Annotated in this window: 22 protein-coding genes; 21 read left to right on the top strand and 1 reads right to left on the bottom strand. The window is 43.5% G+C overall.

The window, feature by feature from the left end; genetic code table 11:
- Window positions 1–22 precede the first annotated feature (22 nt).
- From proC to sixA, 4 genes are all read left to right on the top strand, one after another.
- The gene (proC, locus tag KF839_RS12490) at window positions 23–835 is read left to right on the top strand and encodes a pyrroline-5-carboxylate reductase (RefSeq protein WP_292918176.1); all 813 of its coding nucleotides are present in this window, start codon (window positions 23–25) and stop codon (window positions 833–835) included.
- Between the two features lie 206 nt (window positions 836–1,041).
- Window positions 1,042–1,614, top strand: a complete 573-nt coding sequence (locus KF839_RS12485) for a YggT family protein (RefSeq protein WP_292918175.1) — start codon at window positions 1,042–1,044, stop codon at window positions 1,612–1,614.
- 14 nt (window positions 1,615–1,628) lie between these two features.
- Window positions 1,629–1,934 carry a DUF167 domain-containing protein gene (locus tag KF839_RS12480; protein ID WP_292918174.1) on the top strand — a complete coding sequence of 102 codons (306 nt, stop codon included), beginning with the start codon at window positions 1,629–1,631 and terminating at the stop codon, window positions 1,932–1,934.
- Window positions 1,935–1,957: 23 nt separating this feature from the next.
- Entirely contained in the window at window positions 1,958–2,410 is a 453-nt protein-coding gene (sixA, locus tag KF839_RS12475) for a phosphohistidine phosphatase SixA (RefSeq protein ID WP_292918173.1), read from the top strand.
- A gap of 83 nt (window positions 2,411–2,493) precedes the next feature.
- On the opposite strand, the gene KF839_RS12470 is transcribed toward sixA, so the two are convergent.
- Window positions 2,494–3,411, bottom strand: coding sequence for a LysR family transcriptional regulator (locus KF839_RS12470; RefSeq protein ID WP_292918172.1), 918 nt, complete (start codon window positions 3,409–3,411; stop codon window positions 2,494–2,496).
- Between the two features lie 126 nt (window positions 3,412–3,537).
- On the opposite strand from KF839_RS12470, the gene KF839_RS12465 reads away from it, so the two are divergent.
- The 17 genes from KF839_RS12465 (at window position 3,538) to KF839_RS12385 (ending at window position 23,637) form a co-directional block, all read left to right on the top strand.
- The gene (locus tag KF839_RS12465; protein WP_292918171.1) at window positions 3,538–4,407 is read left to right on the top strand and encodes a pirin family protein; all 870 of its coding nucleotides are present in this window, start codon (window positions 3,538–3,540) and stop codon (window positions 4,405–4,407) included.
- Window positions 4,408–4,438: 31 nt separating this feature from the next.
- Entirely contained in the window at window positions 4,439–4,816 is a 378-nt protein-coding gene (locus KF839_RS12460) for a DoxX family protein (RefSeq protein WP_292918170.1), read from the top strand.
- Window positions 4,817–5,118: 302 nt separating this feature from the next.
- Window positions 5,119–5,913: a PEP-CTERM sorting domain-containing protein gene (locus KF839_RS12455; protein WP_292918169.1), complete on the top strand. Its 795-nt coding sequence runs from the start codon at window positions 5,119–5,121 to the stop codon at window positions 5,911–5,913.
- A 75-nt stretch (window positions 5,914–5,988) separates the two neighbouring features.
- Window positions 5,989–7,212, top strand: a complete 1,224-nt coding sequence (locus KF839_RS12450) for a lipocalin family protein (RefSeq protein ID WP_292918168.1) — start codon at window positions 5,989–5,991, stop codon at window positions 7,210–7,212.
- A 43-nt stretch (window positions 7,213–7,255) separates the two neighbouring features.
- On the top strand, window positions 7,256–7,696 hold the full coding sequence (locus KF839_RS12445; RefSeq protein WP_292918167.1) for a low molecular weight protein-tyrosine-phosphatase: 441 nt from the start codon (window positions 7,256–7,258) through the stop codon (window positions 7,694–7,696).
- A 363-nt stretch (window positions 7,697–8,059) separates the two neighbouring features.
- Window positions 8,060–9,907: a glutamine--fructose-6-phosphate transaminase (isomerizing) gene (glmS, locus tag KF839_RS12440; protein WP_292918166.1), complete on the top strand. Its 1,848-nt coding sequence runs from the start codon at window positions 8,060–8,062 to the stop codon at window positions 9,905–9,907.
- Window positions 9,908–10,181: 274 nt separating this feature from the next.
- On the top strand, window positions 10,182–11,426 hold the full coding sequence (locus tag KF839_RS12435; protein ID WP_292918165.1) for a polysaccharide export protein: 1,245 nt from the start codon (window positions 10,182–10,184) through the stop codon (window positions 11,424–11,426).
- A 21-nt stretch (window positions 11,427–11,447) separates the two neighbouring features.
- The gene (locus tag KF839_RS12430; protein ID WP_292918164.1) at window positions 11,448–13,721 is read left to right on the top strand and encodes a polysaccharide biosynthesis tyrosine autokinase; all 2,274 of its coding nucleotides are present in this window, start codon (window positions 11,448–11,450) and stop codon (window positions 13,719–13,721) included.
- 8 nt (window positions 13,722–13,729) lie between these two features.
- Window positions 13,730–15,229: an MraY family glycosyltransferase gene (locus KF839_RS12425; protein ID WP_292918163.1), complete on the top strand. Its 1,500-nt coding sequence runs from the start codon at window positions 13,730–13,732 to the stop codon at window positions 15,227–15,229.
- Window positions 15,230–15,259: 30 nt separating this feature from the next.
- On the top strand, window positions 15,260–16,345 hold the full coding sequence (gene gmd, locus KF839_RS12420; RefSeq protein WP_292918162.1) for a GDP-mannose 4,6-dehydratase: 1,086 nt from the start codon (window positions 15,260–15,262) through the stop codon (window positions 16,343–16,345).
- A 478-nt stretch (window positions 16,346–16,823) separates the two neighbouring features.
- The gene (locus KF839_RS12415) at window positions 16,824–17,756 is read left to right on the top strand and encodes a hypothetical protein (protein WP_292918161.1); all 933 of its coding nucleotides are present in this window, start codon (window positions 16,824–16,826) and stop codon (window positions 17,754–17,756) included.
- Window positions 17,757–17,800: 44 nt separating this feature from the next.
- Window positions 17,801–18,832 carry a glycosyltransferase family 4 protein gene (locus tag KF839_RS12410; RefSeq protein ID WP_292918160.1) on the top strand — a complete coding sequence of 344 codons (1,032 nt, stop codon included), beginning with the start codon at window positions 17,801–17,803 and terminating at the stop codon, window positions 18,830–18,832.
- Window positions 18,813–19,676 (top strand): glycosyltransferase family 2 protein, encoded by an 864-nt coding sequence (locus KF839_RS12405; RefSeq protein ID WP_292918159.1) that lies wholly within the window; start codon window positions 18,813–18,815, stop codon window positions 19,674–19,676. The genes KF839_RS12410 and KF839_RS12405 overlap by 20 nt, the downstream gene beginning before the upstream one ends.
- A complete protein-coding gene (locus KF839_RS12400) occupies window positions 19,673–20,278 on the top strand; it encodes a hypothetical protein (RefSeq protein ID WP_292918158.1) in 606 nt (201 codons plus the stop codon). Before KF839_RS12405 ends, KF839_RS12400 begins: the two co-directional genes overlap by 4 nt.
- Window positions 20,275–21,474, top strand: coding sequence for a hypothetical protein (locus tag KF839_RS12395; RefSeq protein WP_292918157.1), 1,200 nt, complete (start codon window positions 20,275–20,277; stop codon window positions 21,472–21,474). Before KF839_RS12400 ends, KF839_RS12395 begins: the two co-directional genes overlap by 4 nt.
- Window positions 21,471–22,166, top strand: a complete 696-nt coding sequence (locus KF839_RS12390; RefSeq protein ID WP_292918156.1) for a hypothetical protein — start codon at window positions 21,471–21,473, stop codon at window positions 22,164–22,166. The genes KF839_RS12395 and KF839_RS12390 overlap by 4 nt, the downstream gene beginning before the upstream one ends.
- 1 nt (window position 22,167) lies before the next feature.
- Window positions 22,168–23,637 carry an O-antigen polymerase gene (locus tag KF839_RS12385; RefSeq protein ID WP_292918155.1) on the top strand — a complete coding sequence of 490 codons (1,470 nt, stop codon included), beginning with the start codon at window positions 22,168–22,170 and terminating at the stop codon, window positions 23,635–23,637.
- The last annotated feature ends 47 nt before the right edge of the window (window positions 23,638–23,684 follow it).

Genomic DNA, 23,684 nt, shown 5'->3' with positions numbered 1-23,684 from the left:
AAATAACGCGATAAGGGTTATCATGAAAATTACGTTTGTTGGCGGCGGGAATATGGCTTCCGCATTAATCAGCGGGTTATTGCAACAGGGTTTTACCCCCCGGCAATTGCATGTGATTGAAATTCATCCTGAGAATCGTGAAAAATTAAAACAAAATTTCGGACTTTCAGTTTCTGAAAACTTGGCGGAAGGTGTTTCAGTCAGCGATGTCATCGTATTATCAGTAAAGCCTCAGCAATTGCCTGATGTTGCAAGAGACCTCTCGCCTTTGTTGAATAATCAATTAGTCATATCGATTGCCGCTGGCATACGCGCCACCGATATCGTACGCTGGTTGAATGGGCATCATCGAGTGGTTCGTGCCATGCCGAATACGCCTTCACTTGTGGGAAGTGGTGTCGCCGGTTTATATGCAACACCGGGTATCGGCGAGCAAGACAAGAAAAATGCCGAATCGATTCTTACGGCGGTGGGGTCGGTGCTCTGGGTGGATCATGAAGAATTGTTGCATGCCGTCACTGCCATCTCCGGTAGCGGTCCGGCATATGTTTTCTATTTTATTGAAGCCATGCAACAAGCGGCCGTGGAATTGGGCTTAACGGCTGAACAAGCCAGACAGCTCAGTTTGCTGACGTTTGAAGGCGCCAGTCAATTAGCGAATTCGAGCGATGATAATGTTACTATCCTGCGAGCACGAGTGACTTCTAAAGGCGGCACCACCGAGCGGGCGATTCAAACGATGGAAAAAAATGATATTAAGTGTAAGATCATAGCCGCCATTCGTGCTGCGAATGATCGATCTCGTGAAATGAGCGATGAATACGGCAAAATATAAAACTTGTTGTTTGTGAGCAATTGTAACCATTTAGGAAATGCTGAGAAAATCAGCGGGTGTGAAGCGGTGTAAAGCAGTTGGTTCGCAAAAGAATGAGATCTATTGCTAAGATAGGCGAGTTTCCAAGTGCAGCCTGACGAGACGGATCGCTCGCTCAGACAATTTTCGGTGTTTCCCTAACCATTTCGTTTTCTGGAAAAATGACTATGTCCAATCAGATCTTGGTTTTTCTTATTGATACACTTCTGGGCTTGTTTTCTTTAGCGCTGTTATTGCGATTTTATTTTCAGCTGCTGCGAGTGCCTTATTACAATTCGATATCACAGTTTTTAATTTCGGTTACTGATTTCATAGTCAGGCCGGCACGCCGATTTATCCCCGGATGGGCTGGTATGGATCTTTCGACATTGATGCTTGCCTGGCTGCTGGACAGCATCATTGTAGCCAGTGTATATGTTGTGCAAGGTTATGATTTTGGCGCCAACATTATTTTTTCGCTGGGTGTGATGAGTTTGTTGGGCATTGTTTCAATTATCAGAACAACGCTTTATATCATTTTAGTCGCAATTGTTATGCAGGCGGTATTGTCATGGGTTAATCCGAATAGCCCTTTGGCGCCATTATTGGACAGCTTTACCCGTCCGTTTTTGATGATTTTTCGCAAACGCATCGCGCCGATTGCCAACGTTGATTTATCGCCGTTATTTGTACTGATTGTGATTCAAGTGTTTCTCATGATTGTGGCGGGTTTTTACATGGAAATTTCGGCATTATTGTAGTAAGTACGTGATCGATGACTCTTTGGTATCGCTATGACAAGGCTGGGGATTTGGTGCTCACACTGCATATTCAAACAGGCGCGAAAATTACCGGAATGGCCGGAATATTCGGCGATGCATTGAAGATCAAACTTGCGGCTGCGCCTGTGGAAGGTAAAGCCAATGCGGTATTGTTGAGTTATCTGGCGAATCGATTCAATGTGCCGCTTGCGCAGGTGGTTCTGAAACAAGGAGAAAAATCACGCCATAAAGTGGTCGTGATTCAACAACCGATACCGGATCCCGAACAACGATTGAACGAATTGCAACATTTCCAGTGAAACTTAAAGAAGAGCCGAATACCATGGAATTAATTTTATGGCGCCATGCCGAAGCTGAAAATAATTATCCGGATACGGCGCGCAAATTAACCAGTAACGGATTGGATCAAGCAAAACGAATGGCTGACTGGCTTCGAGCGAAACTTCCGGAAAATACTCGGGTAATCGTCAGTCCGACTATGCGGACGCAACAAACAGCAACCGCCTTGACTGAGGATTTTGTAACCAATGCCGCCATTGGACCGGGTGCAAACGTTCAAGCGATTCTTGACGCGGCCGGCTGGCCTGGCGCATCAGGGGCAGTCGTTATCGTGGGGCATCAACCGACGATCGGTGAGGTGGTCAGCCATTTGATTCCGGTGGTTCCGTCAGGGTTGAATGTGCGGAAAGGATCGGTTTGGTGGATTCGCGGCGAGGAAAAAAACAACGAGATTGAGGCGATATTGCACGCCGTCATTTATCCGGACATGCTGTAAATCCAATAAATAAAATCTCCAAAGTCCGATAATTTTGAACGAGCATCGTAAATTTCCTTATTGTGAAATATAAAGGGACTTTATTATCTTTTCAGGCATTTATCCCAATAAGGCAACCCTTCAAATCGTTTTGCCAGAAAATCCACAAATGCCCGGACGCGATGTGAAAGGTGGCGTGTTTGCGGATAGATCGCGTAAGCGGCGAGCGGCGAACACGGATAATCGGTCAGGATCGGTATCAAAGCACCGCGTTCGATTTCCTGATAGACGATAAACGTCGGTAGCCGGATAATGCCCAGACCGGTTACGGCAGCGTCCCGAAGAAATTCGCCATTACTGGCTTTCAGATAGGGTTTAATGGTGATTTTGATTAGTTGCTCGTTGACATCGTGAATTTGCCATTGCTCGATGTTACTGATCAGGTTGTACGCCAGGCAGCGATGCTGGCGCAGCTCTTCCGGTGTTTGTGGCGTGCCATTTTTCGCCAGATAATCCGGACTGGCGCACAAGACAGTTTGGATAGGCGCAAGACGGCGTGCGATGAGACTCGAATCGGGCAAACTGGCAATACGAATGGCCAGATCGAAGCCTTCCGCCAGCAAATCGACTTGCCGGTCATTGAAGTCCAGGTTGAATTCAATGTCAGGGTGTTGCTGCAAAAATTCGTTGATGGCGGGTCCTAAGTGCATCAATCCGAAACTGAGTGGCACCGCCACCTTCAAATTACCTTTTAATGCGCCGTGCGATTGCGAGGTGGCCAGCTCGGTTTCGAGGATGTCCGCGAGAATGCGCACCGCTTGCTGATAAAACGCCCGGCCGCTATCGGTTAGATTCATTTGCCGCGTCGTACGGTGAAACAACTCCACGCCCAGATGCATTTCAAGTTCTTTCAAACGCCGGCTTACGACGGATTTTGCAACATCCATGCGATTCGCAGCAGCGCTGATACTGCCGGTTTCGACCACGCGCACGAACGTGCTCATATTTTCGTATCGATCCATAGAGGTTCCTTATTGTTGCTGATATAAGAACAGTCATTTATGTTAATGAGTATTTATTCTTATTATAACAACGATGATAATGCTTTCCGTCGATTAAATGAACACAATGTTTAAAAGGAGTGAACCATGGATACGACGACAGCCAATGCAGCAAGAGTTATTCCGGCAGTAGCAGTGCCGGAGGGTGCCGGTGTTACTGTTTATCGCACGATCGGTATGCCCGTGATACGCAATTACGATCCATTTTTGTTGCTGGATCATATCAGCAGCGACAAACCGGAGGATTATCTGGCCGGTTTCCCTTCGCATCCGCACCGCGGATTTGTTACTTTTACCTATATGCTCGATGGTCGTATGGAACACCAGGATAGTATGGGTAACAGCGGTAACTTGGGGCCGGGATCGGCGCAATGGATGAAAGCCGCCAACGGCGTGATTCATTCGGAAATGCCGAAACAGCAAAACGGCTTGATGCGCGGTTTTCAATTATGGATCAATTTGCCGGCGATGCATAAGATGGATCATCCGGAATATCAGGAGTACGCTGCAGAAGCTTTCCCGGTGGTCGATGCGCCCGATTACCAGGTAAAAGTGCTGATCGGCGGCTTTGCCGACGTGCAATCGCCGATCGTCGATCACATTACGGATGTTTCTTATTTCGATGTTCGGATACACCCCGGCAAGCATTTTCAACACCACTTGTCAGCGCAACACCATAGTTTCTTGTATCTATTCGAAGGCGATGGACAATTACAACACCAAACCGTCGCGCTGCATTCGTTGGTGGCATTGAATAGCGCTGGTGAAACGCTCGATTTTACCGCAGGAAAAAAGGGGGCGCGATTGCTGGTGGTCAGCGGTAAGCCGATTGGCGAACCGGTGGTGCAATATGGTCCGTTTGTGATGAATACTCGGGAGGAAATCGATCAGGCGTTGCAGGATTTTCAATCCAATCGTTTTGTGCGCGATCGTGCGTGGACTAAGCATAAACAATAGTTTTATACATTACAATTTAAGGAGATTCAAAATGGAAAAAATAGGTCAATTGGTAGCACGAGTTTTTCTGGCGCAAATCTTTTTATTGTCCGGAATATTTAAAATAGGCGGTTATGAAGGTACGCAAGGTTACATGGAAGCCATGGGAGTGCCTGGTATGTTACTGCCGTTAGTGATCGCATTGGAAATTGGCGGAGGACTGGCGTTGGTCGCCGGCTGGCAAACAAAATGGGTGTCGCTGGCGTTGGCTGGTTTCACGCTCGTGGCAGCGGTTATTTTTCATAATAATCTTGCGGATCAGATACAGATGATCATGTTTATGAAAAATATCGCGATTACGGGCGGATTGTTGCTGTTGGCGATACACGGTGCCGGAAGTTATAGTTTGGATAGCCGCCGCCTGCACTAAATCGGAAAGGTTAATCATAAAAAAACCTAATTTTATAGGCTTGTTTTTTTATGCTCGAGAAAAAAATAATATATCTATACTATAAAAATCGAATAAGCTCCTATATACTTCAAACCCGCTAACTCTTATAGCGCAAATGTATATAGGTAAAGAAATATAAGTATCAAATATTTAAGTTTGGAATGAGATTTCTTGATTTTCCATTGGATGGTGATTGAATGTAAGTTTGTTTCAGAATGACCAGGTTGCATGTTGTGATTAAGATTTAGTTTATTGTTTGAATAATAATAGAGGAAGAAAAAATGAAGAAACTATTCAAAATTTTTATTGTGACAGTAATTTCGTCAACAATGTTTAGTATTAATACTGCAATTGGTAGCACTACTTACACTTTTAATAGTGCAGCGACATCAGACCTGATTACTGAAAATAGTGGAATATATAATAGTTCGATCGGTTATACACCGTTGTGGAGTCCAGGTACAGTAACATCGGCAAAATTAACTTTATTTTTGTCTGATGATATTTCGACTACCCTGAAAGGATTTGGTGCAATTGATATCCCAAGAGAATGGGCACAAGTGACAAACATCAGCGATGGTGCTTTTAATACTGGTTCGTATGCACCTGTTGAAGTGGAACAAACCAATCCTTTGTTTGATACAGCGAACGTTTTCCCATTTAATTCTACGTTTCCTGGAAGCGATGGTTTTGAAAGTCCTTTGACTTCAAATCCTATAACTGATATTGCATTAATTGCAGCGGCAGCGGGCATTGGTCTGCTGGCACCAAGTGTTGCAGCATACGATTTCGATATAACTGCTCTGATGAATAATGCAGGCTTGTCAGGGAATTTATCTTTCGATTTAATGGCTTTAAATTTGTATGATCCAGCCTCTTTGCCTCCTGCATTTGTGGCAGCAGCAGCGATTTTCGGGTTTGATACTGCGCTCGCACAAACAACTTATGAAGATTTTCTTTTTACCGGTGCACAATTAACGGTTTCTGCAGTTCCCGAGCCATCCATGTATCTTCTATTAATTCTAGGTTTGTGCGGTATGCTAATGTCTAAAAAATTGTTTATACGTAAAAATTAATTCTTTGAATTAATCTTGCAATTAAATTACTACTAAAATAATAATGCAGAAGTAAATGTTTTACACCAGTATTATTTGAATAAATATACGCTGGTAGGATTCTGTAAAATAACCATAAACCGCTCAACAGCGCTCTTGATAAGATGCGCTGTTTTTTTATATGCTCTTGCATCTAAAAGTACAACAGAAACAATGATGAGAAAAAGCGGAAAAACTCGCATAATCTTCAGTAGACACGACTTCTCTAAAAGACAGTTAATTATATTGGTTCTAATAAGTGCGATTGGAGCTTTTAGTACATGGATTTTTTACGAAGTATTATTCACTAAACCATCAGATGACTGGTTTGAAAGCATCGCACGCAATAGCAGTTTAGTAACATTGCCAAAAGATGATACGCCGCATTACGCCGAAATGGAATGGTGGTACTACAATGGCTATTTGAATACAGATTCGGGGAAGCAATATAGTTTTCACTATACGGTATTTTTGCTAAACAATGTTGCTCATCATATGGTTAGTCATGCCTCAATCAATGATTATCAAACAGGCAAATACCTGACTGCTCAGCGAAGAACAGCTGGTAATCCATCGAAAAGCAAAGAAAATGGTTTTGAATTTATCCAAGGCAATTGGTTGATGACAGGGGGCAATGGTGTCGATCAGCTAAAATTTAACATCGAGAATATAAGTCTCGAACTAAATGTGGTTAGTACACAGCCGCCGATTATCCATGGCGGAAATGGCGTTATTTTGTTAAAAGATGCGGGTGATAGTTACTATTACTCACGCTCGCGTATGAAAATCTCAGGGGTTTTGAAAATAGGTAATACTGTAGAAAAAGTAACAGGAATTTCCTGGTTTGATCATCAATGGGGTGATTTTTCTGTGGGGCAACTGACATGGGATTGGTTCAGTCTTCAACTGAGTGATTCCATAGATCTGATGATTTATCAACTACGCGATAAGAAAACAAGTGAAAAAATTCTTTATATGGGTACCTTTAATCAGAATGGAAATGTTGAAACTCTCTCTGCAGAAGATTTTAATGTTATTCCTAAGAAAGAGTGGACCAGTAAAAAGACAAATATTGTTTATCCGACAGAATGGAACATTGAAATTCCATCGAAGAATATCAGAATCACGATTAAGAGTAGGAATGAAAGTAATGAATTTGATGCTAAGTTAACGACTTATAATATCTATTGGGAAGGTGCAGTGAGTGTGCAAGGCACACATACCGGCTTCGGTTTTATGGAGCTTTATTACATGAATGAAAAAAATTCAGTATTTCGCTAGATGTTTGAGTGTTTGATAACTAACGACCATTGGATAAATTAATTTGCTCAATAATATACTTGTCATATGTATCGGAAATATATGCAGAAGTCCGATGGCTGAAGGATTATTTAAACAAGAATTCATTGAGGCTGGCAAGTTAGATAGCAAAATAAGTTCAGCCGGTCTTGGTGCATTAGTAGGGCATCCACCAGATCCAAAAGCATGCCAACTGATGCTGGAAAAAGGCATAGATATTTCTGGTTATCGTGCTCGCCAGCTCAATCAAGAAATGATTCGTAAATCAGAGCTCATTTTAGTAATGGAATCTAGTCAGAAAAATACAATTGAAGAAATTGAACCGACTGCGCGAGGTAAGATTTTTCGATTGGGTGAATGGGGAAGATTCGATATCCCGGATCCGTATCAAAAAGAAATTCATATCTTTGAAAAAACACTGTTGTCGATTGAACAAGGAGTATCACAGTGGATAAAGAAATTGTAATTTACTAAGCACATCGATCGTTAGTTTATTCAAAATTGGGATATTTTCTATGAGAAATAATCATAATAATGAGTTTGTTAGGGACAAATGACTCTATTTCAATCAAGTGATTTTCTGGTAAAATTATAAAAAGATAGAATAAATTCCCTTTATCTCTTACCTCTTAAATATGAATTGACGGGTTAAGCAGAAGATATTAGACCTCGAAACAATCAATGTTGTGAATTCTATTATTTTGATTTACAAGTCGTGATCAAAATGGGGTAGTTTGAGTATTTTTTTATAATTAAAAGAATTATCCTGCAATGTTTTGTTTAATTAAGCTTTATCCTTTTTATACCAATGTGAGGAGATAAACAGCCGATGTGTGGAATTATTGGTGCAATTGCAAAAGCAAATGTAATTCCTGTTCTATTGGAAGGATTGCAACGTCTTGAATATCGAGGTTACGATTCCGCAGGTCTTGTATTTACCGATTACGGTCTAAAAAGATTGCGCACAGCAGGGCGTGTCAATGAGCTTGGCAAGCTGGTAGAGCAACACAAAGCAAAAGGTCTTGCAGGTATTGCTCATACCCGATGGGCAACGCACGGGGAGCCTTCAGAACGTAATGCACATCCACATTTTTCCGGAGAAGAATCACGCATTGCGGTCGTGCACAATGGCATCATAGAAAATCACGAGGCTATTCGTGCAAATCTCAAAAATCACGGATACCATTTTTTGTCGGATACCGACACCGAAGTTATCGCACATCTGATTGATTTCAAACTCAAGCAAACATCGGATCTATTCAAAGCAGTTTGTTTAGCAATAGCAGATCTGCAAGGCGCTTATGCCATCGCTATTATGGAAGAAGCGGATCCGGAGCGAATCGTCGCGGCTCGCCATGGCGCACCGCTAATTCTGGGGGTAAGTGAAGATGGCAATTATGTGGCATCGGATGTTTCTGCATTGCTGCAAGTGACACGCAATGTAATTTACCTCGAAGAGGGCGATATTGCGGAAATTTATAGTCACAGTTTTCATATCGTCAATTACTTAAATAATCAACTGAGTGAACCAGTAAATCGAGTTGTACACGAATCGCTTTTGTCTAATGAAGAAATCGGTCTAGGTTCGTACACGCATTACATGCAGAAAGAAATTTTTGAGCAACCGGGCGCTGTTGCCAATACTTTGGAAATGCTATCGAATACTCAGTTGATCACTCCAAATTTATTCGGGAGTGAGGCAGAGTCAGTATTCACCAACACTAAACAGATCCTAATTCTGGCATGCGGTACCAGCTATCATGCCGGATTGGTCGCTCGTTATTGGCTGGAAACGGTTGCCGGTCTTCCATGCAATGTTGAGATTGCCAGTGAATACCGGTACCGAACCCCGGTTGTTAGTCCGGCGACATTGGTTGTTGCCATTTCGCAATCAGGCGAAACTGCCGATACGCTAGCAGCGCTTGATTATGCCAAAAGACTTGGTCACAGCTATAGTCTTGCGATCTGCAATGTACCCGAAAGTGCATTGATGCGACAAACTAATTTGCGCTTCCTGACCCGTGCTGGCCCGGAAATCGGTGTAGCATCGACCAAAGCATTTACTACACAGCTCGCTTCACTATTGTTGCTGACTGTTACATTGGCTAAGGTGCAACGCAAGCTGACTGAACAAGCCGAGTGTGAAATGATTGCAGCTATGCGCCACTTACCAAATGCATTACAACATGCGCTGCAAGTAGAGGAACAAGTCAAAATCTGGGCGCAAAGTTTTGCTCAGAAGCACCATGCATTATTTCTAGGTCGTGGCGTGCATTACCCGATAGCACTGGAAGGTGCGCTCAAGATTAAAGAGATTTCATATATCCACGCTGAAGCTTATGCAGCTGGCGAATTAAAGCACGGCCCGCTCGCCCTGGTGGATAATGAAATGCCGGTGATTGCCATTGCTCCAAATGATCAGCTACTCGGAAAACTTAAATCCAATTTGCAGGAGGTGCAAGCGCGTGGGGGTGAATTATATGTATTTGCCGATGCTGATTCTCAAATCGTACCAAGCGATCATTTGCATGTCATCCGTCTATCCGAGCATACTGGATTATTAAGCCCGATTTTGCATACTATCCCATTGCAATTACTTGCTTATCATGCTGCTCTCGTAAAAGGTACTGATGTCGACAAACCAAGGAATCTAGCTAAAGCGGTGACAGTTGAATAAATACAGTCGAATCAAGCTGATTTCTATTCGAGATCATAATTTTAATTAAATATATAGAGAATGTGATAAAAGCCCTAAAAGATCAAATACATCTAACCTTAGCCTCGTTTTAAAGCAATTGCATAATTTACATCAGAATAAAATATTTGAGCATTTCGATTCCAATGGTTTGTGAAGAGAGATATTGGCAAAGATGAGAAGGTTTTTCCATTCTTGATCTGGTAGCTAATCTTTTAAAGGTTATTTTTTCGTTACAACACAAAAGGATTTCAGGTTGAAGTTATATAAATTACTGCATATCGATGAAGTAATTCTCAAGTGGGTAATTATTATTTTCATTCCAATCATATTGAGTCATTTGGCTGCCTGCACTCTGATTCCAGGGCAACATATGAGGGCATTTGCGACCAAATCAAGCGTGGAAATGCCAGTTGACGAGGATAATGAAACAATTCTAAAAAGACTCAATATTCAAACGATTAATGCGCAGCTAATTATTGATATGGAAAAGGATATCAATAATCGCAGCCTCGGACCTGACAATGTTGCCAATCATTATTTCGATTACCGTATTGGTTCCAAAACTATAAAAGGTACTCCAGAAGTAGAGCCTTATGATCAATACCGGGTGGGGCCACGGGATATTCTGAATATCACGGTTTGGGGACATCCGGAATTAACGATTCCTGCAGGTGAATTTAGAAGCGCGGAAATGGCTGGCAATGTAGTAGGCGAAGACGGTACTTTTTTTTACCCTTACGCCGGTGTCATTCGAGCGGCAGGTAGAACAGTTGAAGAAATTCGCGATGAATTAACGTTCAAACTTTCCAAGTATATTGAGAATGTTCAGCTTGATGTTCGCGTGGCCGGCTATCGCAGTCAACGGGTTTATGTGGTGGGCGAGGTTGCGCAGCCTGGAATTCATTTAGTTAGAGATATACCGCTAACCGTTCTGGAAGCGATCAATAGTGCTGGCGGCGTAACGCCGAGAGCGGATCTACGCAATATCACTTTAACGCGGAATGATCAAACCTACAGCATCAATCTATTAAGCCTTTACGAAGGTGGTGATGTTAAGCAAAACGTATTGCTCAGGCATGGTGATGTTCTTAACGTGCCGGATAACGAATTTAATAAGGTTTTTGTATTGGGTGAGACCAACCTGGGGCGCGGTTTTGGTGTTCGGCCGCGGAGTGTCGTGATGAATAAAGCACGCATGACTTTGACCGAAGCGCTGACCGAAGCGGCTGGGATTGATCAAGAAACATCGGACGCAGCGAGAGTCTTCGTGTTTAGAAGCGCTCTGGGAAAATCCGCCATATACCATTTGGATGCGAAATCGCCCGATGCGTTTATTTTAGCGGAACGCTTCCCTTTACAACCGCGTGACGTGGTTTTTGTAGACCGGGCGGAAGGTATCCGCTGGAATCAGATCATCGGACAAATTCAACCGACCGTCGATTTGCTGAATTTGTTTGACGGATCCTTACGTGTCCAGCCATTCAGAACCATCCCTTGATAATTTACTTGCATATCGCCCATGCCTAATTCGCACCCGGATAATTCGAGTCACTTAACCCAGTTCGGTCCAGATAACGAGAACGATGTAATCAATTTGGGTGAGTTGTTAAGTATTGTGATGGATGGCAAATGGCTAATCCTGATAATAACGCTTATTGTTTTCCTGCTGGGCATTGGTAAAGCCTTTATCGATACACCGATTTATAAAGTCGATGCGATGCTGCAAGTGAATGAGAAATCACAATCAATGATCGGTGTGGAGCCATTAACCGATATGTTTGGAGGTAAACTTCCGGTAATGGCTGAAATCGAGCTGATCAAATCCAGAAAGGTGCTTGGGGCCGTCATTAATAATCTGGATCTGGAAGTTATTGCCAAACCAAAGACTTTCCCTTTTGTTGGTGAAGCAATTGCGAGAAGGTTTGGACGCAATAATCCGGAGAATGCAGTGTCCAGTCCGCTCTTTGGGCAAACTGGATATGCCTGGGGCGGAGAAGCGATCCAGGTTAACACGCTGACGATGCCGGATGCGTTTAGGGATAAGGAATTCGTCTTGCTAGCAGGTCATCAAGGTCAGTTCCAACTTTTTTATCATGATGAATTGATTGCTGAGGGTGAGGTAGGAAAACTGTTAAATCAGCAAATTGGAAATCATCAGCAACCTATCAGCTTATTCATATCGTTATTAAAAGCACGCCCCGGAACGCAATTTACCCTGATGCGGCAATCTGCACATAACGCAATACGGCAACTTAGAAATAATTTGACCGTGTCTGAAAAAGGGAAAAGCACGGGAATCTTGGAGTTGACGCTGGAATCGGCAAATGCTGCACATGCTGTCCGGGTACTAAATGAGATTGCCAATATTTATGTGCAGCAGAACGTTGAGCATAAATCTGCCGAGTCGCAAAAAACATTGGAATTTCTTGATAAACAATTGCCAATTCTCAAAGAACAGATGGAAGCTTCGATAGCTGCTCTGAATGAATATAAAAATCAGAAAGGCTCTGTCAATCTGGATATTGAGACACAAAATACCTTGACCGGGGTCGTCGAAATAAAAACACAAATTACCCTTTTGCAGCAGAAGCGCGATGAATTGCGGCAAAAATTTACCGAATCTCATCCGAATGTAATTGCAGTGGATAAACAGATTGCACGGCTGCAAGCACAACTGCAATCACATAATCAAATGATCAAAGCATTGCCGGAAACCCAGCAAGTCGTCTTGGAATTATCGGGCGATGTCAAGGTGAGCACTAACCTTTATACCACCTTGCTGAATAATGCGCAGACATTGCGTGTGGCAAAAGCAGGTACGGTGGGAGATGTCAGAGTCATCGATTACGCGGTATTACCGGATAAGGCGATTAAGCCGAATAAATTGTTGATTATCGGCGTAGCTTTTATTCTGGGCTTATTCCTTGGAATCGTAGCAGTTTTTGTCCGTAAATCGCTGTTGCGCGGGATCGAGGATCCGGATCTGGTCGAAAAGCAATTGCACATTCCTGTGTACGCCACTATTCACCATAGTAAGGATCAAGAACTACTCGATAAGGAATTGAGTAAACCGAGCAAATCAATCAGACATAACAGGCCGGCTGTTCTATCGCTTCGTAACAAAGAAGACGTGGCCGTTGAAAGTCTGCGGAGTTTGCGTACGACGATTCATTTTTCTTTATTGGAAGCGCAGAACAATATTATTGTCATTACCGGACCAAGTCCGGGTGTCGGTAAATCATTCGTTGCTATGAATTTCGCGATAGTAATGGCCGATGCAGGCAAGAAAATATTATTGATCGATGCCGATATGCGCAAAGGCGAGATCAATAAATCATTAGGGACAAATCGTGAAAATGGCTTATCCGAAGTTATACTTAATACACGATCTGTTCAAGATGCCACGCGTGAAATACCGTCAGCCAATATCAATTTTATTCCTACCGGAACTATTCCGCCCAATCCATCCGAATTATTACTTCATGAACGTTTTGGTTTGCTTCTGGATGGATTGACCAAACAATATGATCTGATCATTATCGATTCCCCGCCTATCTTGGCAGTGACCGATGCCGCAATTATCAGCCGATTGGCAGGTGCGGTATTTATGGTCATAAAAGCTGGATCACATACCAAACGTGAATTGGAACAAAGTATTAGAAGATTCTCTCAGTCGGGTATTCCGATTAAGGGCATCGTATTTAATGATATGCCGCAATCCTCTTCCCGCTACGGATATGGCTATCGCTATGGCAAGTATGTTTATCAATATAGTTACCATAAACCAAGGTAGTCATAATCATGGATATCAACTTAGTTGTTGTGTTCTTAATCAGTATTTTTTTGTCAATACTTATTATTCGAGTAACTGTTTCCTTAATGTACGTCTTTAGTTTGGCGGATGAACCAGACGATGCGCATAAATTGCATGATATGCATACGCCGTTTGTAGGGGGAATTGGCGTATTAGCAGCGCTATGTTACGCGCTCACTATTTTGATTAATCATTATCCTGAACATTTGCAAAAATGTATTGTTTTGGCGGCTTGTTCCATTCTTATTTATATCACCGGCTTTGTTGATGATGCAATTAAGCTCGGCTACAAATTACGTTTCGTAATTCAGACAATTGTTGCGCTTCTCATGATCATATTTGGAGGAGTAGTACTGCACGAACTCGGCGGGTTGTTATTTGGATTTCCTTTGCAACTTGGAGTCTTTGGTATTGCTTTTACTTTGATTGCTACTATTGGTGGAATCAACGCACTGAACATGATCGACGGTATTGATGGACTGTCTGGTTCCATTGCTCTTACGAGTTTGTTGTTAATTGGTGTGACAGCGTATTTAGCAGAAGATCATCATAATCTAATATTGATCTGTGCGCTTGCAGGAGGAGTAATTGGTTTTTTATATTATAACCTCCGGCATTTTTATCAACACCGTGCACGGGTTTTTCTTGGTGATAATGGCAGTATGTTGCTGGGATTGATGTTTGCCTGGTTGCTGGTTGATCTTTCTCAAAATCCCAATCCTGCAATTACGCCGGTAACGGCAATTTGGCTCTTTTCTGTTCCACTGATGGATATGTTCGGAGTCATGCTGCGCCGGATGAGTGCCGGGCAATCTCCTTTTGCTGCGGATCGGCAACACTTGCACCATTTACTGATGAGATCCGGTCTCAGGGTTACGGAAATCGTTTTTACCATGGTTTTTTTACACTGTTTACTTGGAATAATTGGACTTACCGGTATGTATCTGGGTGTTCCGGAATTTACCATGCTGCTAGGTTTTATTATTGTATCAACCGGATATTTCTACTTAACGTATAAACCGCTACGTTTTATCGCTTTGCTGCGGAATTTTCATATCCTGCTGAATACCCGGCTAGGGTTTGCACCTGTCTCGAATAACAAAGTTCTGATCGGTAACTACACTAAGAATGAAACAGAAGTTATTGCCAAGACGGTCAGTGATGAGCTTGGACCCGAATTGGATTATTGGTTGAGGGTGTTCAAAAAATCACCGGAGCCAGGCGATTCCGGGAAAAAATTTGCAATAACACTCCATATTTGGCTTGATAAGAAAGATCGTGCTTCAAAGGACATGGTGAGATTATATATAGCATCTCTTCAGCGGCAGCTTATTGATCGACAGGGTATTCACCTGCATCGTTTCTCCAATCGCAAAACCGATTTTGATTCTGCCATTGATGCTGCAGGCGGGGCCTTTGGGGAATCTAAAGTCAAGAGCCGCCGTAGACTAGGGCCACAAGCATTGTCATTCGAAGTTGTGCGTTGAATTTAAAAAAACAGAGGAAAACAATAAGTTGTGAATAAAAAAGCATTGATTACTGGAGTGACTGGCCAGGATGGTGCCTATTTGGCTGAGTTTCTTCTTGATAAAGACTATGAAGTACACGGTATCAAACGCCGCACGTCGCTATTTAATACCGATCGTATCGATCATCTCTATCAAGATCCGCACGAAAAGCATGTGCGTTTTATTTTGCATCACGGTGACATGACCGATTCTTCCAGCTTGACTCGTATCATTCAACAGGTGCAGCCGGATGAGATTTACAATCTCGCGGCGCAATCACACGTTGCGGTTTCTTTTGAAGAACCGGAATATACCGCTGATTCGGATGCCATTGGCACATTACGCTTGTTGGAAGCCATACGCATTCTTGGTTTGGAAAAAAAGACTCGTTTTTATCAGGCTTCTACATCCGAATTATATGGAAAAGTTCAAGAGATACCTCAATCGGAAACGACTCCGTTTTATCCTCGCTCACCATACGGCGTTGCCAAGTTATACGCCTACTGGATAACAGTAAACTACCGGGAATCTTATGGTATGTATGCCTGCAATGGTATTTTGTTTAATCATGAATCTCCCATTCGAGGAGAAACTTTTGTAACCCGCAAAATTACACGGGCATTGGCACGTATCAAGTTAGGGATGCAGAATTGTTTGTATCTCGGGAATATGAACGCCAAACGGGATTGGGGGCATGCCAAGGATTATGTGCGTATGCAATGGATGATGTTGCAGCAGGAAGAACCGGAAGATTTTGTCATTGCAACCGGTGTGCAATACTCAGTTCGAGATTTTGTAACCATTGCAGCAAAAGAAGTAGGGCTCGAAATAACCTGGCAAGGGGAAGGTATCAATGAAACCGGCATCGACCAGAAAGGGAATGTAATTGTGTGTGTCGATCCTCGTTACTTCCGTCCGGCGGAAGTCGAAACATTGCTAGGCAATCCGGCCAAAGCTAAAGAAAAATTGGGGTGGACACCCAAAATCAGTTTTGAGGAATTGGTTGCGGAAATGATGCGAGAGGATTTGAAATCTGCTGAGAAATATGCCCTGATCAAACAAAATGGTTATCAGGCATATGACTACAAGGAATAGGTCGATGTATCGTGGGTGCTATAAAAGAATCAATGTTAATTTTCAGTTTTAGAATTAAAGAATTTGTTTGGAGCAAGAACGATTTTAGTAATCTATCTAGTTGGTTAATTTGCATAATTGATTAAAGGATGATTTAGGGGGTGAATTTATACTAGCCATGCTTGGTGGTACCTCATATTGAGGACTTTTGTTCATGGCGGCTCTTGACGAGGTAATAGGTTATAAACAGCTCGGAAAAGTGGCAAATGCGAATGAATGGATGAAGCTTTGGAGTATTCAATACGAAATTATTTAGGATTTTCTTGGAACTTTTTAGGAATGCCTTGAATGTTTACAACAAATTATGTGGTGATAGTTAAAATAGAATCTTTGATTCTTTATAGAAATCAACACATGCTATTTTGATGAAATAATTTGAATTATGAGGATGATGTATCTTATAGATTTTTATTATTCAGGAGCGAACATAATCGATTCCTTGGCTGCATTACATAGGTTTTATCCACGTTATTCTTTAAAAAGAAAAATTGCATATTTAATGAATGCTATAAACCTTCTGATTTTTCGAAGAGTTCCACGAAGATTGAAACTAATTTCAGATGTAGTATCAAAGATACCAGTCAAAGCACCGGATGGAGCTTTAGCCATCTTATTGCACAAAATTGCACAAAATGGCCGTGTCTATGTATTCGAACTTGATGGGAAAGGTAAGCCATTAACTGTTACCAAGATTGCGTTAACCGAGGCTGCACGCTCAGGAATAGTACGTGAACGTGAAATTTTAAAGCAGCTAGAGCATGTTGAATTACCCTTCGATATTCCTCGAGCTGTGAATTTTATTGATTCAAATGGTATTTGTGCTTTAAGTATGAGTGCTATTAATGATAATTTGAGTATCCACGAGAAATCAAAAGGAATACCTGATTATATTTTTAATGCAATTGCTTCATTGCGTTCATCAGATGCTCCCATATCACAACCAATAAGCGCTTTTGGATGGTTTTCTTCCATAAAAAAAAGAATTACTAATCCAGCAATTATTGAAGTTGTGCAGCAGATTGCTTCAGATAACTTTTTTGCAGTATGTGCTGCTCATTGTGATCTTGGATCAGAAAATGTTTTTAGTAAATTAGAAACAGATTTTGATAAATCAATTTTTGCAATAATTGATTGGGAATTCTTCACTGAATTTGCACCAGCTATGACGGATCGTGTTGCATATTGGCTAGGTCAACATCATCGCAATTTTAAACGTGAATTCGGCTCCTGGAATGCTAGAGAATCTGCGATCTACTTTCTTAATGAATTCAGAAACACTCCTGGTGGAGAGGCTGCAGCAGTTCTTGCACTTCTTGCACTCTTGCATCAAGGAAATGATTTGGCCGAACGCGTTTGCGGTATAGTAAAGTGATTCTTTGTGATAATTTCATTTTCGAATTGCAGACTGTTGGTGGTGTGAGCAGAGTATGGGCGAAAAACATTGAACGCCTAGATAAAATAGCATTGGATTTATACTTTCTTGAAGGATCCGGAGCAAAAAATAATGTTTTTCGTCGAGAGCTTACACTTACACACCCAATAATTTCAGAAAGTAGCCCAACTTATGTGCGTAGATTCCTCGGTTCACAAATAGAATCAGATATATTTCATTCAAGTTACTATCGTATATCTAAGAAGGCACGGTTCAACGTAGTTACTATCCACGACTTTATGAATGAATTATTTCCTTCTAACTTCCGTGATCCGCTACTAGCATATATCAAAAAGCGTGCATGTAACTTTGCTGATCGGATAATTGTAGTTTCTGAAAGAACGAAGCAAGACTTATTGCGTCACTACCCTGACATAAATTCTGGCATTGTTGAAGTAGTTTATAACGGTGTTGATGAGGAATTTTTTCCAGAACCTTTTACTGCTCCTTTTGTAATTGGTGAGGAACTTATCGAACCACAAGGTTATTTTCTCTATGTAGGTACTCGTGGATATTGTAAGAATTTTCCATATGTACTGTCATTTATGGCAGAAGCACGTAAACAAGGTTTAGAGAACCGGCTTGTTATAGTGGGAAGTAATTCGCTCTCTGCCGACGAGTATGCTTACGCAACTTCACTCGGATTGTCGACCAATACGTTTCTTCATTTATACGGGATTAATAATATTTCGCTGCGCCAGCTTTATAGTAATTGTACAGCACTTTTGATTCCTTCTATTTATGAGGGATTCGGTTTACCAGCATTGGAAGCAGCTCGTTGTGGTGCTCTTGTTCTGGCAGCCAGAGGATCGGCTCTAGACGAAATTGTGGGGGAGACTGAATATTCCTTTGATTTAAATCGTAAAGATGAAATTTTGCGTGTTCTAGCGCTTGGTTTTGATAATACAACGGCACTAACTGAACGTGCTCGTATTCAAGAACGTTCAAATTTGTTCAGTTGGGATAATTCAGTACAACGTTTAGCTGAGATATATAATGAATTCAATAAACGGTGAAAAACTTCCTATCACTGTTGTAATTCTCACAAAAAATGAAGAGGAAGTGATTGCAAACGCAATAAAATCAGCGATACATCATTTTTCTGAGATTATTGTACTCGATAGCTTTAGCGATGATTCTACAGTTGAGTTAGCGCTATTGAACAGTGCTAAAGTATTCCAGAACACCTTTGTTGGATATGCTAGCCAGCGCAATTTTGCACTTAAGGAAATGCCCAAAGTAAATGAGTGGGTCTTTTTTCTTGATGCCGACGAGGCAATCTCCGAGGAGCTTGTTCTTGAATTGCATCAAGTTTTTAAACGTCTTGTTACTGAAGGTTTTGGTATGGCTTATATGCGCCGAAAAGATTTCTTTATGGGGCAATGGATCCGCCGTTCTTCGGGTTACCCTACATGGTTTGGAAGATTATGTCATGCACCATCAGTACGAGTGGAGCGGGAAATCAATGAGGAATATCATTGCGATCTTCAAACAATGCGACTTTCAGGCCATCTGTTACATTACCCTTTTGCTAAAGGCCTTGCATACTGGATTGACCGACACAATCGGTATTCTACCGCAGAAGCCGAAGAAAAAGCGAAAGGTGTGAAGGGGGAGTCGAAGCTGATCTTTTCCCGTGACCCAGGTCTGAGGCGGAAGGGTCTTAAACAGCTATACATGCGGCTACCCTTTCGCCCGTTGGCGGGATTTCTTTATCTCTACGTATTCAATGGTGGATTCCTTGATGGCAAGGCAGGACTGCGATTCGCACTACTACGAGCCTTTTATGAGTTCCTCATCAACCTGAAGCTTGACGAAGTCCGTACAGCAGACAAAAAGACACAGGGGCATCATCAATGAATCGTGCTCGCTATATTGTAGTAGTCGGCCCGGATGGCAGCGGCAAAACGACAGTCGCCGATCGCCTAGCCGAGGTTCTAGCCGAAAACTATTCTGTACGGCGCATGAACTTCTCCTTCGGAATCATGCCATCCGTGTCGCGTGTGCTTGGCCGTGCTCCGCAGAAAGCCGCTCCGGAGGGGCTGCGCAACGCCGGTATGGTCAAACCCTTGCGAAGTGCCAAATCAGTATTTCTGGGTATCTGGTACGGGATCGATCACGTGCTGGGCCGCATTACCCTGCACCGCACGAAACCGGGTGAAGTGATCATCTTCGCCCGCTCCTATCATGACTTCCTGTATCAGCGTGCCTATCTGAACCTTCACCGCGCCGTACCACGCTTGTTTCTTGCACTTGGCCCCAAACCTGACCTCGTCGCCTTGCCTGTACGAGATGCCGTCGCCGTCCACCATGCCAAGCCTGAATTGACGATCGAAGAGATCAGCGAGCAATACCATCGTATCACTGACGAACTGGAGTGCTACTGCTATTTCACATGCATCGATGCATCTGCAGGGGTTGAGGATACGGTGCGTCAAATCCGTAAAAGGACGAAATTGTGAAGCTACCGAAGGCGGTGCTTCCGTTGTGTGAGCAGGCTTTTGCCAGCGGTTTCACGTTTTGCCTTTTTTTAGCAGCGGTGCGATTGCTCGACCAGCCTGCGCTGGAACTCTACACAGCACTTTTTAGCCTCAATCAATCTTTCAGCTTCTTTCTCTTCGGATTAGTGTTACTACCTATGGCTTCCAGCACAGGGGTGAACGCGGGAAAGCAACTCGGTATTTCTATTGTTCTGCTGGGAGTCTTGCTATTAGGCTTTGCGCTCGTCAGTCCTCTGGTGATGCATTTCTTCGCCAGTTTCGAGGGGCGGATCACTCAGCAACTCTGGCTGCTATCGTTCGGCTTTTTTGCCTCACAATGCATGTACGAGGCTACACGCTGGTTAACCATTCGGCTCAAGGGCGCGCGCGCAGCCTTTGTTGTGACATTAACGCGTTTCGCACTTTTTTTTTCTGGCATCCTTTTGATTGGGGCAGATCATCTTGACGCATTGAGCTTTGTCATCGCGCAAGTCGCAGTAAATGTCATAGCAATGATCGGCTTCATCTTTACTTCACGCGCGCTATTTCACGAGATACGCGTTGTACTGCCGGATAGGACTGCCATCCATCATCTTTCAAACTTTGGTACCGCAGTGGCTAATTTCCTGACAAATTTCGCAACGGTGGCGCTGGTGGACCGAGGTCTTGGTGGCGCCGGACTAGCGGCCTTCCAGGCACTTCGCTCGGCCACCAATCCGATTGGGTTGTTAAGCCAAGTGATCGATAATCACCTCAGTGCCGATCTGGCGCGCTCAGGCCGCAGTTTGACTAATAGTATAGGTTATGCGATGCGCTTTGCTTTAATAGCATCCATTGTGCTCCTATTGCTGACCACGTTTCTGGGACCCCTAATAGTGGATCTGTTATTCAGTGAAGATCTCGCAAAGTACTGGGTATTGTTACCGCTGCTGCTCATGGCTTCACTGGCCCATGCGCTGACCCGGCCGATCTTTGTCAATTGGCGATTGGCAGGGGATACAGGAGCCTTGAACCTCTACAGTCAACTCCTGATCGTCGCGGTATTACCTGCGCTGGTGCTGCTGGGGTGGACAGGCTGGACCCTTGTGATGATCGCGCTCTTTGCTCTGCTTCCTGTCACAGCCTTAGTGGTGAACTACTTGCGCCGCACTCCTCAATCTAAAGACCCCATCCAATGACTGATAACGTGCTTCTCGATACCGCCCCTCAAGTGCTGATTGCACTTCTTGAAGCACTCGGTTTGGCTTTGCCCTTCGTTATCCTGCGCAACTACGAAGGGTTGCCCGAAACCTGGGGGAATGATGTGGATATTCTGATCCATCCCTCTGATCTACCCGCTGCGCGCGAGATTACCCTCGGCATACTCCGGCGCAGTCCCCATCTTCCCGCCGCCCGTATGATGGAGCGGCTGAATTTCTGGTCAATCAATCTGCCTTGTGTCGATCGTGAACTTCAGATCGATTTTTACACTGCAATGAGCAAGGCCTGGATTACTTATGCAGATTCCGAGATCATCCTTGCCGCGCGTAGACAAATCCATCCGCTCTTCTGCATCCCTGATCCGCTACATGAGTTGCTGTTAATTGCTGCGAAGGAGTTGTTCGCCTACGGGCGTATCCGCTCGCGTTACCATAAGCGTCTGGCGGGTCATGAAGCGAAAGCAAGCCTGGCCGCAGCTTTAAAGCTCTTCTCGGGTCGATTGACGGAAAAGGGCTGCCGCTTGGTGGCGCGCGCATTGATCGACCCATCCGTGGCAGGTTGGCCTAGACCACGTTTCACTGAGTTATTACGTCCAGAAGCAATTCTGATGTGGACTCGCCAGAGGTGGAACAACCGTCAGCAGCTTAACAACGAGGTCGGGAGGATATAGTATGAGCCAGTTACGCCGCTCTCGGTGGGGCGCTACACGACCGGTCTCCATTATTCTGCTGGGTGTTGCGTTAATGTCTTTTACCCTAAGTATCGCACTAGATTTGCCTTGGCAGATCAATTGGTGTCTTCTGTTTGTTGCACTCTCGCTAGAATTGTTCCAGAGCCTACATGACCTCAGTGCGCGCTTCTACGTTTTCGATGCACTGTTATTTAGCCTGGGCATGTTAGTCTTCACCGTGGCGGATCCGATCTTCGCGGTCTGGATGGGTACGGATTTTCCAGGGGTGGATGAATCCTTCTATTCTGGCAACTCAGTAGGCAACATGGCTGGACTGGTGATTACTGTTTTCTGTTTGTGTTTCTATCTCGGACGAGTGTTGGTTCGCACATCCTGTACGCAGAGCCACGTAGTGATGGATCCTACAATGGCGCTCAAGATTACGACACCTCTAATCCTAATGCTTGGGACATTAATTTCTCTTCTCGCATTCCTTATGAACGGAGGCGGTTTTGGGCTAGAAAACCTAATAAATACTTTGACTGCGAGAGCACGAGGCTACGTGGCTTTCTCAAGCTCAGGATTGGGCACAGATGACCCTTTGATTGCTTTGTTTGGACAAGCCATTCCGACTGTGGTGATCCTGTGGCTGATTTCGATTAACTGGCAGCGGTGGCGCTGGTCTGTCCTTGCTGTACTGATGGGACTCTTCCTATTTATTCTCTACATTCTTCTGGGTGGGCGCAGTGGCGTAATTTTCGTGTTGTTAACTATTGTTTTATACCAAATCGTGCGTCTGAGTGCACGGCCTAAGATATTGCGCATGGTTTTGTTTGGATTGCTGTCCATAGTTATTCTCGGCTTACAGGCCAACTTTCGGGATATGGGCGAGATTGACATGGACTCCTATGAACACTCTCCTTTCCGCGGCTACGCTTTGAATCGCGAGATCGCCTTCATAGTTGATGCCTATGGGGAGAGGATACCCTTTATACATGGTCCCGATGTGATTCCACGCATCGTGCTGCCCCTGTTCGAAACATTTGCGGTATTCATTTCTAACCCAATTCCGCGCAAATTCTGGACTAACAAACCTGTAGATCCGAGCTTTGGTCCATACAACGAGTTACGCACGGGGCATACCGGTTTTGGTGCATCATCTAATATCACGCCCACAATACCTGGGCGATACTATATTAATTACGGTCTCCCCGGCGTCATCCAGATCGGCCTGATTTTTGGTCTACTTTGGAGGCTATTTGATCGAATGATGACGAACCGCCCCTTTATCAGCTTGAATCGCATACTGGTGGCTGCCATGCTGAATGCGATTATGTTTATTTCATTGAGAGATTTCACGTTCGGTAAGTTTTACCCATTGTTGTTTCTATTATTCTTCATGTTCATCGGTATGATGTGCTTAAGTAATCGGCATTCTCAATTCACGTCCAGGCCTATGAAAAAAGAGTAGTAGCAACAAAACACAGAGATAGCTCGGAATAATTGATAGTCGTTAAT

Origin of the sequence: Nitrosomonas sp., assembly GCF_019635155.1 — a bacterium.
Classification (GTDB): domain Bacteria; phylum Pseudomonadota; class Gammaproteobacteria; order Burkholderiales; family Nitrosomonadaceae; genus Nitrosomonas.
This window is presented reverse-complemented; position numbering and strand designations above follow the sequence as displayed.